This window comes from Gimesia panareensis, from assembly GCF_007748155.1.
Lineage (GTDB): Bacteria > Planctomycetota > Planctomycetia > Planctomycetales > Planctomycetaceae > Gimesia > Gimesia panareensis.
This window is the reverse complement of the sequence record NZ_CP037421.1, coordinates 3005335-3021179: the sequence shown is the minus strand read 5'-3', so window position 1 is coordinate 3021179 and position 15845 is coordinate 3005335. Positions and strand designations below refer to the sequence as shown.

Sequence of the window (15845 nt, the reverse complement as noted above, 5' to 3'; positions counted from 1 at the left end):
TCCTTGAGCCCCTGAATGAACCAACTTAGAAAGCAGACAGTCTGTGACCGACGAGCTGAATGAACAATCTGAGCAGGTGGAAATCCTCAATCAGTATCTGGACTATCTGCAGCGCCAGGATGAGGCCAGCTGTCAGAGCCTGCGGGCCATCAATCCCGAATTAAAACCGCTGATGGCCTGCCTGGATTCCCTGGAACGTCTGGCACCTCAAGCGGAAAGTAATTCGGAAGCGGGAGAACTGGGGCCCGAGGACCCGACGCTCTATCTCGCACAGGAGGCATCGCGCCAGACGGCTCCCCTGCCCTCACGGGAATTTGGCAATTATGAACTGCTGGAAGAACTGGGCCGGGGCGGCATGGGCATCGTGTATAAGGCCCGCCAGAAAGATCTGAACCGGGTGGTCGCACTCAAGACGATCCTGAGTAATCAGTTTGCCTCTGAGGACGAGGTCCGCCGGTTTTATCTGGAAGCCCAGGCAGCCGGTCGCCTGCAGCATGCGAATATTGTTGCCATCCATGAGGTGGGACAGCATCTGGGGCAGCATTATTTTACCATGGATTACATTGAAGGCGGTTCCCTGGCAAATCCGGGTTTCCGCCCGTTGTCGGAGACGGAGCCAGCCGATTATTTTCAGATCGCATCACTCATGAGGCAGGTCGCGGAGGCGGTCGCGTATCTGCATTCCAAAGAAATTGTGCATCGCGACCTGAAACCGTCGAACATTCTGATCGATGGTGCCGGTCAGGCGTATGTAACCGATTTTGGCCTGGCGAAACTCTACGAGGATCTTCCACTGGGCTCAGGCACGGATGCCCGCACGCAGACCGGCATGATTGTGGGGACCCCGGGTTACATGTCGCCTGAGCAGGCAGCCGGTCAACTGGATCAGATTTCCACCAGGAGTGACATTTTCTGCCTGGGGATCATTCTGTATGAACTGCTGACCGGAGTCTCCCCTTTTAAACACAGCAGCCCGCTCGATTCGCTGGTCGCGGTGATTGAAGGCGAACCCGCGTTACCTCATTCGCACTGCAGGGAGATTCCGCGCGGACTGGAACTGATCTGTCTGAAATGTCTGGAAAAAGATCCCGCTCTGCGCTATCAGTCGGCACAGGAGCTGGCCCAGGATCTGGAACGATTCATCACGGGAGAGCCGCTGCAGGCGCAGCCGGCAGGAGTGGTGCAGAAGTTTCAACGCTGGTTTCGCCGCAAACCGGCGCTGGTCTCGCGCCTGTCGGCGATTCTGCTGGCGATTGGCATTATTCAGACCGTCTATTCCACGCAAGGCGTCGATCTGGGGTATCACATCCAGATCATGTCGCTGTTTATGCTGTGGGGAGCGCTGGTGGTGTTCTTTCAGTTCGGGCTGGATTACTTTCCGAACAAGAAGCGGGTCCGCTACTGCTGGTCGGCGGCGGATGTTGCACTGCTGACGGGACTGTTGATCCTGGCTGATTCCCCGATCGGGATTCTGTTGATCGGTTATCCGATGCTGATCGTCTCAGCCGGCCTGTTTTTTTATGTACGGCTGGTGTTGTTTACCACGGTACTCTCACTGCTTGCCTTTGCGATCCTGGTTCTGGTCAGGCGGGAACTGGTGGAGTTGTGGCAGTATCCCGTGATTTACGGGATGGTCCTGGCGATATTGGGAATGATCACTGCGTACCAGATTTACCGGGTGCGTGTGCTGAGTCGCTATTACGAACTGCGGCGCCCGGAGCGTTGATCAACAGGGCGATCAGGCCGCTTTCGATGTTCTCGCGGCTGCTTCGCGGGTGATCAGTCGATGCAGGGCCTGCCAGACACGACTGATTTCCAGCTCTTCCATGCAACACAGATTCTGCGGTCCCCGTTTGGGGCAGCGCTTGTTGTAACTGCCACCGCAGCTGACATTCGTGGAGACCAGTTCGTGCAGGTCTCCCGGCGGACCGGAACGGAGAGAACTGGTGCAGGTGAAGATCCCCGTGACCGGAGTCCCCAGTCCCGCAGCCAGGTGCATCGGACCGGAATCGTTGGTCAGTACAAAGTCAGACTGTTGCAGAACTGCGGCCAGTTGTTTCAGCGAAGTCTCTCCGGCGAGGTTGATCACCCTGCCGGTGGGAACGAACTTATGTAACAGTTTTTCGATGTGACCGGTCAGTTCTCTTTCAGCTGACGTTCCAACCAAAACAATCTGGCAGCGGAAGCGGCGGATCGCTTTGGCGCCGACGGCGGCGAAGCTTTCCGGCGGCCAGCGTTTGGTAATCCATTGCGCGCCCGCATGGATGGCCAGAGTGGGCAGCGGGTATTCGGGGGAATGTAATTTATCCAGAGCCCAGTTACGGTCTCCCGGAGACAGATAGATTTCTGTTTTGCGCTCCAGCTCTCCCTGTCCGAAGGCATCTGCGACACGCCAGTACTTGAGCCAGGCGGGGACATAGCGCCCGGTGTCGGGGACGGTCAGATTGCAGGTGAAGCGGGAACCTTCGCGGGCGGCTTCAATGCCGATCCGCCACGGGGCGCGGGTTGCGGCTGTCATGATGCCGGTACGCAGCAGTCCCTGCAGATCGATGACCAGGTCAAACTTTTTCTGGTTCAGGCTTTTGAGAAACTGCCACCATTGCCCAGCTGAGCTGCGGCGCTGGAAAGGAATGATTTCATCCAGGCAGGGATGCCCTTCCAGCAGATTGGCAAAGCTGTCGCGGATGACCCAGGAAATGCGGGCGCCCGGAAAGCGTTCGCGGAGCACCGGCAGAATGGGAAGTGTCTGCACGACATCACCCAGCGCACTGGGTTTGATGATGCAGATTCGCTGCGCTTCAATCTGATTCAGTTGTGCTGACAGGTCGGGTGTGCTCATTGACTTCAGGAATACAGGCATCGAATGTAAGGAGTGTTTGAACAGGCGCAGCCCACAGGGGCGGCATCATAATAGGTGAGGCGGAATTGAGGCAAGATCAGCTTGGTGCCGGTGACAGTCTGAATTTCCCTGATTTCATAGGGTTACGGTGTGAAACTGATACTGAATTCTGATTTTTTTCTGAGAAACTGCGAAACATCATCCTCCGTTTCGCGTTTGATAATGTGTTAACTGAAACCGCTGCAGGAAGCTGATTCCTGTTCACATTGTTTTTGAGAATGAGGAGCTGTCTTGATGAAAATGAATCGGATTGTAACTGCGTTTGCTTTAGGCATGGCTGTGCTTTCATGGAGTTCTGCAACGCAGGCTGAAGAGGGGAAAAAGGGACAGCGCCCCAACCGCGAAGAGATCATCAAAAAATTTGATAAGGACGGTGATGGCAAGTTGAATGAAGAAGAGCGTGCCGCTGCACGGAAAGCACGCGAAGAAAAGGGAGGTCAGAAAGGGCGTCCGGGCTTTAACCGGGAAGAGTTCATGAAGAAGTTTGACAAGAATGGCGACGGCAAACTGGATCAGGAAGAGCGCAAGGCTGCTCAGGAAGCCCGTGCTAAAATGGGGCAGCGTGGCCCGCGGATGAGCCGTGAAGAGATGATCAAAAAATTCGATAAGGACGGCGATGGGAAGCTGAGCGAAGCCGAACGTCAGGAAGCACGCAAGACTCTGGGCGCAGGTCGTCCCGGGTTCAACCGCGAAGCGATGCTCAAGAAGTTCGACAAAAACGGCGATGGCAAGCTTGATGAAGCCGAACGCCAGGCCGCACGGGCAGAGATGATGAAGAACCGTGGCAAACGGGCTGGTGGCAAAGGCAAAGGAAAGCCCCGGAAAAAATCATAACGGAAAAAATCATAACGAACATGGCGAGGCTAACGTTTCGCCCGTGATGTGAACGAAAACAGCCGACGGGATTGATTTCCGTCGGCTGTTTTTATTTGCTGTTTCAACTCCATTCAGGCCTGGTCCGAGATGATTTCGTTATCGAAATAGTTGGTTCCCATGCCGGCATCGATGACGATTCCCTGAGAAGTGATGCCCGAGGAGCGGGGACTGATCAGGAAGGCCACTGTGTCTGCGACTTCGCAGGTCTGTACGGCTGATTTTCTCAACGTGGCCTTTTCTGCGAACAAGTAGCTGTCGACATATCCCGGGATGCCTGCGGAGGCGGACGTTTTCAGCAGGCCGGGACAGACGGCATTGAAGCGGACCTGCGAGAAGTTGGAAAATGATTTGGCCAGAAAGCAGACTGACGAATCGAGGGCCGCTTTGACCGGGGCCATGTACCCGTAGTTTTCCGCGGCCATGCGTGTCGTAGAGATTGAAATGGTGACCACACTCCCCTGCTCCGGATCGAGCAACTCTTTGAAGGCGTTCGAGAGCGCGATCAGGGAGAAACAGGAGATGTCGACTGCCTGTAAAAACGCCGCACGGGGAGATTCGTGGAACGGGAGCCAGCCGGCTGAGTAATCGGCAAAGGCGATGGAGTGTACCAGGCCGTGGATGACATCGTATTTCTGGCTGATGTCGGCCTGCAGCTGGTCAATTGCCTGCTGATGTTCGACATCGCAGACATAAATCGGTGCGTCTTTCAGGAGCTTGGCCAGCGATTCCCTGCGGGCTTCCGAACGCACGACATAGATGACTTCGGCTCCCGCTTCTTCCAGGACCTTTCCCGTCTGATAAGCCACGCTTTTGCGGTTGGCGACTCCAAATACGAGAATCCGTTTTCCCGCTAACTTTAAAAAATCCATTCAATCATTTTCCCAGGATCGATTTCTGTAAACAAATTCTGAAAGACCGAGGGTTACTCTGACAAATTTTCATTTTTTTCGCAATGTGTAGAAGATTGTCACTCTCAGATAAGTCGTAATTCGACATAATGAACGGGACGGCGGTCCTCTCCTGATTCTGTTTAGTCTAAATGTTTCCTGAAAGTCAAATCCATGTTCCGGTCACGTGCTTCATTGAAATCACTGGCGATGCTGTGTCGTTCTTTAAGTACGATGCTGGAATCCGGGGTGCCGATCACGAAAAGTTTCCAGCTGGCCGGGAAAAAACTGAGCGATCGTCGCATGCAGCAGTCGGTTCAGGATATCACCGTTGAACTGAAAGCCGGTAACGATGTGACCTCGGCAATGCAGAAACAGGGGGACTATTACCCGGAACTGATGATCAACATGGTCAGTGTAGCCGAACAGAGCGGCGGTCTGCCTGAAGTATTGAAAGCGTTGTCCGAACATTATGATCAGTTGCTGAACCTGCGGAAAAACTTTGTGAGACTGATTGCCTGGCCCGTGTTTCAGTTCGTGGCGGCGATTATGGTCATCGCCCTGATGATTCTGGTGTTGGGGTTGATAGCGGACGCACGGGGAGGCGAGGCGATCGACGTGCTGGGCCTGGGGCTCTCGGGACCCAGCGGTGCCCTGATCTGGCTGACCTGTACGTTCGGTTCCATTTTTGTAATGTTTGTCGCATATCAGCTGCTGGATCGACTGTGGGGAGGCAAACGCTTTTTTCACCGCCTGTTTCTGAAGATTCCCGTTGTGGGTCACTGCATGCGTTCGTTCGCCATTGCCCGCTTTTCCTGGGCATTCGCACTGACACAACAGGCCGGCATGAATATTCTGGACTCGCTGGAAGCCAGTCTGAAAGCAACGGGCAACGGAGCCTTTATCGCGGAAATTCCCCAGGTGAATGCCGCCGTGAATGATGGAGAGCACCTGACTGATGCTATGGCTATGACGCGACTGTTTCCCGACGATTACATTCAGATGGTCAATGTGGGAGAGACTTCCGGAACCGTGCCTGAAACGCTGGAACGGCTGAGTCCCCGGTTTCAGGAAGATGCACAAAGATCTCTGGCTGCTCTGGCAGCAGTGCTGGGCTGGTTGGTCTGGGCGATGGTGGCCGCTTTTATCATCTTCGTTGTGTTCCGGATCGCTTTCTGGTATCTGGGGATAATCAACGATGCGTTGAAACAGGTTTGACCCGGGTTTCCTTCTGAACGCCGTCAGTCCTGATCGCTGCCAATCACAACCGAACAGAAAAACGACCGTGTCTCACTTTCATTTTGAACTGATCCATACCGATGCCCGTACCGGAGCCCGCGCGGGACGCTGGCATACCCCGCATGGTATTGTCGATACTCCGGCTTTCATGCCGGTCGGTACCCTGGCCTCTGTCAAAGGGCTGCTTCCCGAACAGCTGAAACAGGTGGGAACACAGCAGGTGCTGGCCAATACTTACCATCTGGCGTTGCGACCCGGTGCCGAGATCGTACAGGAACTCGGGGGACTGCACGAGTTTATGAACTGGGATGGCCCGATTCTGACCGACAGTGGTGGATTTCAGGTCTTCAGCCTGGCACAACTCACCAAAATGGATGATGAGCAGGTCGTCTTTCGCTCTCATATCGATGGCAGCTTATTTGAACTCTCACCGGAAAAGGCGGTGAAGATCCAGGAACAACTGGGAGCCGACTGCATTATGTGCCTGGATGAGTGTCCGCCGCACGATGTGCCTCTGGAAAAGATGCGGGAGGCGGTCGACCGGACGACCAAATGGGCGGCCCGCTGCCGGGATGCACAGAAACGGGATGATCAGGCGCTGTTCGGCATTGTCCAGGGGGGCACCGACCAGAAGATGCGGGAGCGTTCTGCCGAGGGACTGTTGCCTCTGGAATTTCCGGGATATGCGATCGGGGGGCTGAGTGTGGGAGAAAAGCCTGAGGATATGTACTCTACCCTGGATTTTACGACGCCTCTGCTGCCTGTGGAAAAGCCCCGCTATCTGATGGGCGTGGGACGTCCTTCCGACCTGATCGAGGCGATCATGCGGGGCGTGGACCTGTTTGACTGTGTGATGCCGACCAGAAATGGCAGAAATGGAATGGCTTTTACCAGTCAGGGACGCGTGAATTTACGTAACCAAAAGCATGCCCGGGACCCCAGTCCGCTGGATCCCGAGTGTGATTCGCCCGGTTCACGGGATTACAGCCGGGCTTATCTGCGACATTTATTCATGGCGCGGGAGATGCTGGGGCCGATTCTGGTCTCGTTGCACAACATTGCCTTTTATCAGAAGCTGGTGCGGGACATCCGCGCGGCAATTCTGAATGATCAAGTTGAGGAGTTTAGGGCGGTTCACCTTGCCCGCTGGAACGCATCTTTCTAAGATACAGCTTACTTGATTGCTGGATAACTCCTGAAATTGTTTAGGTTTGGGCCAAATTGGATGCATGAGTGCATTGTCCCAGCCTTGAAAATAGATATCAAATTTCTTGCTGGATCGGGGTGCGGGTCAGATCTAAGTGAAGAATTAGTTTCACTTTATGGATTGGCCTGCTGACCCGGAAGAGAACGAAATGCACACTTTATTAGCGACTTTGTTTTTACTGGCTGAAGAGGCCCCTGCCAAACAGCCCTCTGCTCCCTCTTTCATTGTGCAGTCGCTGCCTTTTATTGTGATTGTGGTCTTTTTTTACTTCATCATGTTTCGCCCGCAACAGAAAGAGCGGGCGCGACGCGAGCTGGCACTGAAGGAATTGAAGAAAAATGATCGCGTGGTGACCATCGGCGGGATCATTGGTACGATTGCCAATATTTCTGAGTCCGATCAGGAAGTCACTCTGAAAATCGATGACAATTCCAAGATGAAAGTGCGTCGCAGTGCCATTCAGGGGCTGTATCAGGTTGAAACAAAAGAAGCAACAAGCTAGTTTGCGTTTCAACAGAGTCAATTGTCAGTATCTGGCACGAAGTTGTCAGCTTAAATCATCATTGCCGAATGAATCGGCCCAGGCAAATAGAATCGTTTCAGGACTAATTGAATGACAGGGATTGATTTTCACTCAGCAACTCTGCTGGCTGCGGAAGCGACAGAAAAAGCGTCTTCAGGAGTTTCCATCTGGACTATCATCGGAATCCTCCTGATTGTTTTCGTTCTCCCCTTTGTCTTAGGAGCGGTGATTTCCCGCGCTCTTAAACTGAAGGAGTTCTCACAGAAAATCGGCCTGGTCCTGTTTACTGCCATCATTGCGGCCACTCCCTTTGTCTGGCAGGTGACTCATGGCCATGACTGGCGGAACGCAATTCGTCTGGGGATCGACCTGGCCGGCGGTTCGAACATGGTCTTCGAAGTCGATCAGGCCAAAAGTGAGAAAGAACTCTCCAACGAGGTGATGGACCAGATGGTGGGCGCGATCGGGCGTCGTATCAATCCCTCGGGGACGGAAGAAGTCACGGTTCGCAAAGTCGGCCAGAGCCGGATTGAAGTCATCGTACCGGGCGCCGATTCGGAAGACGTTCAGCGGATTAAATCGCTGATTACCCGTCTGGGGAGCCTGGAATTTGATATCGTTGCGAACCGTCGCGACCATCCCCGTGAAGTCCGACTGGCGCAGGAAGCCAAAGGCAAAGATGTCCGTGATAACGAAGGTCGCGTGATCGCCAGCTGGCGGGAAGTCAGCAACGATGAGCCATTCAGCACAGAGGACCAGATGGTCGTCCGGCCGGTGACCCGCAAGGATGGGACCCAGGGTGAAGAAGTTCTGGTCATCATCGAGCCCAACGAAGAACGGCGTGTTACCGGGAAATACCTGGTGCGTGCCCGTCAGTCGACAGACGAGAACGGTGCTCCGGCGGTCTCCTTTACCTTCAATGCCCGCGGCGGGACCCTGTTCAGTCAGCTGACCTCGAAGAACCGGCCAAGTAAGGATGGTTTCCATCGCCACCTGGCCGTGCTGCTGGATGGTAAAGTACATTCTGCACCGCGACTGATTACCACCATCGGTTCCGAAGGCCAGATTACCGGACATTTCAGCCAGAAAGAAATCACCGATCTGTTGAATGTCCTGAATGCCGGTGCCCTGGAAGTTCCCTTGAAGCCCGAGCCGGTTTCCGAATTCTCCATCAGCCCGCTGTTGGGGATCGACGTACAGGAAAAGGGTAAGCAGGCGATTATCATCGCAGCCGTGGCTGTGATCGCATTCATGCTGATCTACTACCGGTTTTCCGGTCTGGTGGCGAATATCTGTCTCACCTTGAACCTGCTGCTGGTGATGGGCTCGATGTCCTTCATCGATGCGACGTTCACCCTGCCCGGTCTGGCCGGTCTGGTGTTGACGATCGGTATGGCCGTTGATGCGAACGTGCTGATTTTCGAGCGTATCAGGGAAGAGAAAAACCGTGGTTCGAGCCTGCGGATGGCGATTAACAACGGTTTCTCACGCGCCTTTACCACGATTGTGGACGCTAACCTGACCACGCTGATTGTGGCTGTCGTGTTATATGTGATCGGTACCGACCAGGTCCGCGGTTTCGCCGTGACGCTGTTTATCGGGATCGTGATGAGTATGTTTACCGCTCTGTATGTGGGACGCCTGATCTTTGACATCTTCGAACGGAAACGCTGGATCAGCGATCTGAAAATGATGAGCATCGTGGGTGATACCAGCATCGATTTCATCGGCAAGAGAAAACTGGCCGGAGTCTGTTCGGTCGCCCTGATCATTATCGGGATGGGCGTTGTTGTGGCTCGGGGACAGGAAAACCTGGATATCGACTTTACCGGCGGTACCATGGTGACCTTTGAATTCGAAAACAAACAGGACATTGACGAAGTTCGCAACAGCCTGCAGGAAGTCTTTGGCAGCAGCATTACACTGGAACAGCTGGAACTGTCGAACGATCCTTCCTCCGAAGGACGGTTTTTCCGGCTGCGAACCACGATGAATGATGCGGATCAGGAAAATACCGGCAAGAAAGCTGCCGACAGCATCCGCGATAACCTGAATAAAGCCTTTGACGGAACTGATCACAAGCTCCGTAAAGTGACGATGGATTATGGAGATGTCAAAAAGCTGACCGGCAGTGAAGATTCACCGGCTGGCTCCGAGGTCGAGATGACCTTCAGTGGTGATCTGAAACCGTCTACCGTTGAGAACTATCTGAAAGAAGCCATTGCTTCGATCAAGAATGAAGATGGTTCTGAAAAGTACGAGCGGATTCCTGAGTTTCAGTTGCAAGGCGGTTCTGCTGAAGAGAAGAAGGCGGAAGAGAAAACAGACGATGAGAAATCGGAAGCCGCTCCTGAGCCGGACCGTTTCAAAAAGATGACGGCCCAGTTTGGTCCGGACCTGGCGGTCGCTGATCTGCAGACTGCTCTGGCAGCCATGAAAAACGTCATGGCAACGACTGCTGTCCTGGACGAAGTGAACAGCTTCGACAGTTCCGTGGCCAGTGAGATGCAGGAATCGGCCCTGATGGCGATGCTGATCAGTCTGATTGCGATCGTGGCTTATATCTGGTTCCGCTTCCAGCGGATCACCTTCGGTCTGGCTGCTGTGGCGGCCCTGGTCCACGACGTGCTGGTCGTGCTGGGACTGGTTGCCCTGGGAGCTTACCTGAGCAATACCGCTTTGGGGCCGGTAATGGGGCTGACTGATTTTAAGATCAATCTGCCTATGATCGCCGCCTTCCTGACGATTGTCGGTTACTCGCTGAACGATACGATTGTGGTCTTTGACCGGATCCGTGAAGTGCGGGGTAAGAACCCTGCTCTGACCAACAACATGGTGAATGAGAGTCTGAACCAGACTCTCTCACGAACGTTGCTGACTTCGTTCACCACGTTGATTGTAGTGATCATCCTCTACGCGATTGGTGGTGAAGGGATTCATGGATTCGCCTACTGCCTGGTACTGGGTGTGATTGTCGGTACCTACAGTTCGATCTTTATCGCCAGCCCGGTACTGCTCTGGCTGATGAACCGTCCGGGAAGTGCAACTGCCCGGGCCACGCAGGAAAGCGAAAAGCAGACCAGCGTCAGCAAGAGCTGAACTGGTTGCTGAGTAAGCTGATTTACCCAAAAGCCAAGGGGCTGACTTTGAAAGTCAGCCCCTTTTTTATGGGTGAATGGTCTGCTGCAGGCCAGCACTGTTCAAAGGCTGGCGAGTCAGGTTCCAGGTAGTGTTTCTTAATTCGGATGGTCTATACCAAAGTGGTTTCAACCGGGGCTAACGCCCTGCGGCTAATTTGGCTTTTCTGTTGTTGAAGTCTTGAAAACAAGAGTAACAGCATACCCTCGGCCACGGAGAATAATTACATGACTTACGCTATAGACCTCATAATTACGCTGAAATCTATTAAATAAACGCTACCTAGCGAACCTTGTGGCCTTCCACAAAGACGGCTTCAACGGAACCCGGGAAGGTGATCCCTTCGAAGGGAGACCAGCCGCACTTGGTTTTCAGGTCTTCCCGCTGAATCGTGACGGGACGTTTGAGGTTGAGCACGGTCAGGCTGGCGGTATAGCCGGGTTCAATTTTACCGAATTTCAACGGGGCGATATACGGATTGACGAATTCGCCCGGATTTTCCGAACAGAAGCAGGCTGCCTGTTCCGGAGTGAATTTCTGGTCCAGAATCAGCCAGGTCACAAACGCGCCATAGGTGTCCAGGTGAGGCTGGCCCGAGATCCCCTGCTCGTTTTCCTCCAGTGTGTGGGGGGCATGATCGGTGGCCAGGTAGTCCAGAGTGCCTTCCCGCAGTGCTGCCAGCATGGCTTTGCGATCTTCGATCGTACGCAGCGGCGGATTCATCTGCATCTTGCCCCGATTCTGATCGGTCAGGTCAGACTGATCGAAATAGAGGTGATGAGGAGTAACTTCACAGGTGACTTTCAGACCGCGGTCCCGGGCGGCGCGGATCAGGGGGAGCCCTTCTCTGACGGAATAATGGCAGAGTTTACCGCGGAGGTCATATTTTTCGATCATCTGCAGGGCGAAACGGGTGGCGGAAATCTCACATGCTGCCGGCCGACGTTCTTCGTGGGTTGCGGCATTGGCGTGTTCGTCGAGCAGGATCGGGTCTTCACAGTGAAAGCTGACATTGCAGCCACGATACTGTGAAAGGGTTTCGTCGAGCTGTTCCAGTGTTTTGAAAAACAGGTCGCCGACACTGGGGCCCATGTAGGCTTTGTAAGGGACCGGGAAAGACAGCGGGCTGGTACCCGGGCCAATGCCCGCGTAGAGCGTAAAATGAATCGGCGGGTTGCGCTGCTTCAGGTGTTCCTGTTTGGCGTGGTAGCTTTCGTCGGTGATCGGAGGGACGGGATTGTTGGGCATGTCGGCCACATGGACCACGCCCCCGTTGATGGCAGCTTCCCCTGCGGTGCAGAAATCTTCTTTGTAGGTTTGTGATTCGCCGACATCGTCACGGGCATGGATGTGAATGTCACCCATGCCGGCAAAAATCAGACAGTCATCAGAAAAGGTGAAATCCGGCTCTCCCAGTTGGGAGCCGACTTCGGTGATCTGATTCCCCTCAATGCGAATCTGGCTGTGAAAAGTACCTGAAGAACTGACGAGAGTTCCTTGTATGATCATCGAACTGAAGTCATTCCGTTGTGAAAGTGGTGTTGTCCGCGGCGGTGTTGATTACCAGCCGACAGACATGTTGGTTTCGATTGCGAGCTGCGCTTCATGCAGGTCGGCGCCTGTGTCACGCATATAGAGCCGGATGGCGTGGACTTTGTCGCCCGAGGCGCGGAAGAGGCATTCACGAGCGGTATCGCAGGGTTCGGTGTGCCCTTCGATTCCCAGCAGGCGTTTTGAGATGACCCACATATCGCGGGGGCGGCGGGTGACTCTTAAGATTTCATCTTCAGGGTAATTTTCCTGAGCAGCATGCTCCGCTTCTTCTTGAGTGTTTGCCCAGCCCACCATGATGTGTGCGTTAGTTTCAATCTCGTATAGAGCCATAATTCAACTCCAGTCTGAAGAATGGAAATGTGAAAGCCTGTGAACAACAACGAAAAACAGGACTCTTTCGAATTCGTCGCAGCAGACATAAACTCAGGAGTCTGAAATCGAATAATTCCCTGCCCGTATTATAGCCAAGCCCGATTCGGGGTGAGAGTGTCTTCTGGAAAATGTTTCAAGAAAAAAAGAAATCCCAATTTCCTGCTTGTGTCCATGGAGCAATCAGGCTTGTTGCCGGTGGATTTCTCGAAGTCTGTTTTCTGGATCTACCTGTCTTGATTCGTGTTACGTGCGTCCCATTTCTCTTCCGCTGCACTTTTGCGGAGGTAAAACGGTGTCAGGCTCCAGACTTCACTGGGGGGTGGTGTCGGTTGCGTTAACAGTCGTGCGGTGATCTCCGCGACCTGAGCAGCGAGTGTATCGCGCGGCGTATCTACAATCTGGATTTCGGGTAAGGCATTTTGATCAAGCAGGTCGATTCCCGGTCCGGAGACGGCCTCGCCCGGCTGGAGTGCTGCAGAGAATTCCGTGATTTCCCGTAGCGTGATCTGTCTGGTCTGCTGCCACTGTCGTGCAGCAATACGGGTATATTTTCCGACAAACAGGTCGCCCCGCTGGGCATTGGAGGTCACCCAGGTTTCCTGGAGATCAGCGGGACTGCTCAAGGCGATGGCTTCAAAGGTGTCGATGCCGAGCACGGGGGCGCCCGTGACGTAACCGAACGTTCTTGCAAACGTAATGCCGATTCGCAGGCCGGTAAAGCTTCCCGGGCCGCGGCTGACGCCGATTCCGCTGATCTGACGGGGGGAAATCTGAAGTCGGTCCAGCAGTTTCCTGGCTTCGCTGACCAGTGTCTGAGCGTGTTTTCTACCCTGCTGCTGCAGAGAGACGGGCGCAATTTCCTGTCCGGGGCAATGAATGGCGATGGATCCACTGCGTCCGGAGGTGTCGATACCTAAATAAAACTCGGATTTTTCCACACTGACTCAAATCAAGTACATCGAAAAAAAGGCGCAAATGCGTTAAAAATGCAATTAGGAGTATGACAAACTCCCCCAGGGCTTCCAAGTCATCTACCGGAAAAACTCCAACTCGAGATATTAACGAGGGTCTGCGCAGTCTGAATTCTGACCATGCACTTCCTCGGGGCAGGCTCTCTAAGTCCAAAATTGAATAGTTTATTGTACCTCGAACGCTCAGAGGACCGAAAATAGATCGATGTCCCCCCGCCAGGATTTCGTTTCAGGTGTTTGAGATCTCCAGACAACCGGGAATTTTCTCGACAACACTCAGGCTGTTGTCAATCAAGTTAAGGCAAAATGGTTTACTTCAAAAAAATCAATAACCTGCTGACATCGTTCGATCTCAAGACTAGCGGGAAATGGTTTGTGCTTTCCTGTCTGATTGGTGTCGTGGCGGGGCTGGGCGCCATTGTGTTTGACGCTTTGACACAGTTCGTACAGCACCATTCCCTGGTGGCGATTGCCGGTTTCGAACATCCCCAGACGGTCGGAGAGTATTCCTTCTACCAGGACCACGCTGTGGAGGTCGATTTTGCTCCCTGGCTGCTGCTGGCGGTGATTACGCTCGGCGGACTGGCTTCCGGGGTGATTGTCTATAATATTGCTCCGGAGGCGGAGGGCCATGGAACCGATGCCGCGATCGATGCTTTTCATAATAAGCGGGGAGAAATACAGCCCCGCATTCCGATTGTCAAGACGATCGCTTCCGCACTGACGCTGGGCACCGGGGGGTCGGCAGGCCGGGAAGGCCCGATTGCGCAAATCGGGGCCGGGTTCGGATCCTGGGTGGCGACCAAGTTAAAGCTTTCCGCCCGCGACCGCCGCATCATGCTGGCAGCGGGCATGGGGGCCGGGATCGGTGCGATCTTCCGGGCACCGCTGGCCGGGGCGCTGTTTGCCGCCGAGATCATGTACAGCAACGCGGATTTTGAATCGGACGTCATCGTACCGGCTGCGATGTCGTCGATCATCGCCTACTCGCTGTACTGCATGTCGCTGCCTCAGTCGTTGCGGTTTATGCCTCTGTTTGGGAATGAGCTGCATCATACGGTCGATTCCCATTTCGAACTGATTCCCTATGCAATCCTGTCGGTGGTGCTCAGCCTGTCCGCTGCGTTTTATGTGAAAACGTTTTACGGCACGAATAAGCTTTTCAAGCGGCTGCCGATCAAACCGATGTTCCGACCGGCGATCGGGGCGTTCCTGACCGGGGTCGTCGGAATCGGACTGTTCTATCTGTACCATCAGGACATGCGGGCGCTGTCGGTGTTGTCAACGGGCTACGGTTTACTGCAGGAAGCGCTGACGAATGCCTCCAATGTGGGTATCCCCCTGTTGCTGACGATTGCGTTCGTCAAGGTCTTCACCACTTCACTGACAATTGGCTCCGGAGGTTCGGGCGGGGTGTTTGGCCCCTCAATGGTCATCGGTGGATGTATTGGAACTGCCACCGGACAGTTTCTACAGAAGATGTGGCCCGATCTGGTCACGCAGCCTGAAGCTTACGGTCTGGTGGGGATGGCCGGTTTTTTTGCCGGGGCGGCACATGCTCCGATTTCGACCATCATCATGGTCTCGGAAATTACCGGTAACTATGCCCTGCTCCTGCCGACCATGCTGGCATCGACGCTCTGTTTTGTGCTCTGTCAGCGGGTGCATCTCTATCAGAAACAGTATCCCAGCCGTCTGGATTCTCCCGCTCATCGTGGGGACTTCCTGATCGATGTGCTGGAAGGGAGCCGGGTGGCGGATGTGTATGATCCGAATCGCAAAATCCAGCTGATCCCTGAATCGAAAACCCTGGATGAAATCGTGCATTCACTGGCCGGTACGCAGCAGCATTATTTTCCCGTGGTGGATGATGCGGGACGCATTATTGGCGTGTTTTCTGAAGATGACGTGCGGGCTTATCTCTATGATGAGACGATCTGGAAACTGGCACTGGCCCGAGACATCATGCAGCCGGACTTCCTGCGGGTGACCCCTGAGGACGACCTGAATACCGTCATGCAGCGGTTTACCGCGATCAATGTGGAGGCCCTGCCGGTCGTCGATGCCAGCGATCCCGGTATCCTGCTGGGGATGCTGCATCGTAAGGAGACCATTGGTTATTACAACCAGCAGCTGTTGAAACATAAACGGGCTGGCGAGGAACTGGAGCCCGCGTAGG

At 54.2% G+C, this 15845-nt stretch carries 12 protein-coding genes; 7 read left to right on the top strand and 5 right to left on the bottom strand.

Going from position 1 to position 15845, the window contains the following annotated elements; translation table 11 throughout:
- Positions 1 to 43: 43 nt before the first annotated feature.
- Positions 44 to 1726 (top strand): serine/threonine protein kinase, encoded by a 1683-nt coding sequence (locus Enr10x_RS11415; protein ID WP_145449115.1) that lies wholly within the window; start codon positions 44 to 46, stop codon positions 1724 to 1726.
- 12 nt (positions 1727 to 1738) lie between these two features.
- Here Enr10x_RS11415 and Enr10x_RS11410 read toward each other — a convergent pair whose 3' ends face one another.
- A complete protein-coding gene (locus Enr10x_RS11410; protein WP_232093328.1) occupies positions 1739 to 2839 on the bottom strand; it encodes a glycosyltransferase family 9 protein in 1101 nt (366 codons plus the stop codon).
- A 294-nt stretch (positions 2840 to 3133) separates the two neighbouring features.
- Here Enr10x_RS11410 and Enr10x_RS11405 point away from each other — a divergent pair, with 294 nt between their 5' ends.
- Positions 3134 to 3733: an EF-hand domain-containing protein gene (locus Enr10x_RS11405; RefSeq protein ID WP_145107797.1), complete on the top strand. Its 600-nt coding sequence runs from the start codon at positions 3134 to 3136 to the stop codon at positions 3731 to 3733.
- A gap of 113 nt (positions 3734 to 3846) precedes the next feature.
- On the opposite strand, the gene Enr10x_RS11400 is transcribed toward Enr10x_RS11405, so the two are convergent.
- Positions 3847 to 4644, bottom strand: coding sequence for an enoyl-ACP reductase FabI (locus Enr10x_RS11400; protein ID WP_145449111.1), 798 nt, complete (start codon positions 4642 to 4644; stop codon positions 3847 to 3849).
- A 192-nt stretch (positions 4645 to 4836) separates the two neighbouring features.
- Between Enr10x_RS11400 and Enr10x_RS11395 the strand changes: the two genes are divergently transcribed.
- From Enr10x_RS11395 to secD, 4 genes are all read left to right on the top strand, one after another.
- Positions 4837 to 5880 (top strand): type II secretion system F family protein, encoded by a 1044-nt coding sequence (locus tag Enr10x_RS11395; protein ID WP_145449109.1) that lies wholly within the window; start codon positions 4837 to 4839, stop codon positions 5878 to 5880.
- 67 nt (positions 5881 to 5947) lie between these two features.
- On the top strand, positions 5948 to 7066 hold the full coding sequence (gene tgt / locus Enr10x_RS11390; protein ID WP_145107804.1) for a tRNA guanosine(34) transglycosylase Tgt: 1119 nt from the start codon (positions 5948 to 5950) through the stop codon (positions 7064 to 7066).
- Between the two features lie 190 nt (positions 7067 to 7256).
- Positions 7257 to 7610, top strand: coding sequence for a preprotein translocase subunit YajC (gene yajC, locus Enr10x_RS11385; RefSeq protein ID WP_145449107.1), 354 nt, complete (start codon positions 7257 to 7259; stop codon positions 7608 to 7610).
- 111 nt (positions 7611 to 7721) lie between these two features.
- A complete protein-coding gene (gene secD / locus Enr10x_RS11380) occupies positions 7722 to 10730 on the top strand; it encodes a protein translocase subunit SecD (RefSeq protein ID WP_145449105.1) in 3009 nt (1002 codons plus the stop codon).
- A 321-nt stretch (positions 10731 to 11051) separates the two neighbouring features.
- On the opposite strand, the gene Enr10x_RS11375 is transcribed toward secD, so the two are convergent.
- From Enr10x_RS11375 to tsaB, 3 genes are all read right to left on the bottom strand, one after another.
- On the bottom strand, positions 11052 to 12278 hold the full coding sequence (locus Enr10x_RS11375) for an amidohydrolase family protein (RefSeq protein ID WP_145107812.1): 1227 nt from the start codon (positions 12276 to 12278) through the stop codon (positions 11052 to 11054).
- Between the two features lie 51 nt (positions 12279 to 12329).
- Complete coding sequence (locus Enr10x_RS11370) at positions 12330 to 12653, bottom strand: DUF6793 family protein (RefSeq protein ID WP_145107814.1); 324 nt, start codon at positions 12651 to 12653, stop codon at positions 12330 to 12332.
- A 266-nt stretch (positions 12654 to 12919) separates the two neighbouring features.
- A complete protein-coding gene (tsaB, locus tag Enr10x_RS11365) occupies positions 12920 to 13633 on the bottom strand; it encodes a tRNA (adenosine(37)-N6)-threonylcarbamoyltransferase complex dimerization subunit type 1 TsaB (protein ID WP_145107817.1) in 714 nt (237 codons plus the stop codon).
- Positions 13634 to 13972: 339 nt separating this feature from the next.
- On the opposite strand from tsaB, the gene Enr10x_RS11360 reads away from it, so the two are divergent.
- On the top strand, positions 13973 to 15844 hold the full coding sequence (locus Enr10x_RS11360) for a chloride channel protein (protein ID WP_145107819.1): 1872 nt from the start codon (positions 13973 to 13975) through the stop codon (positions 15842 to 15844).
- The last annotated feature ends 1 nt before the right edge of the window (position 15845 follow it).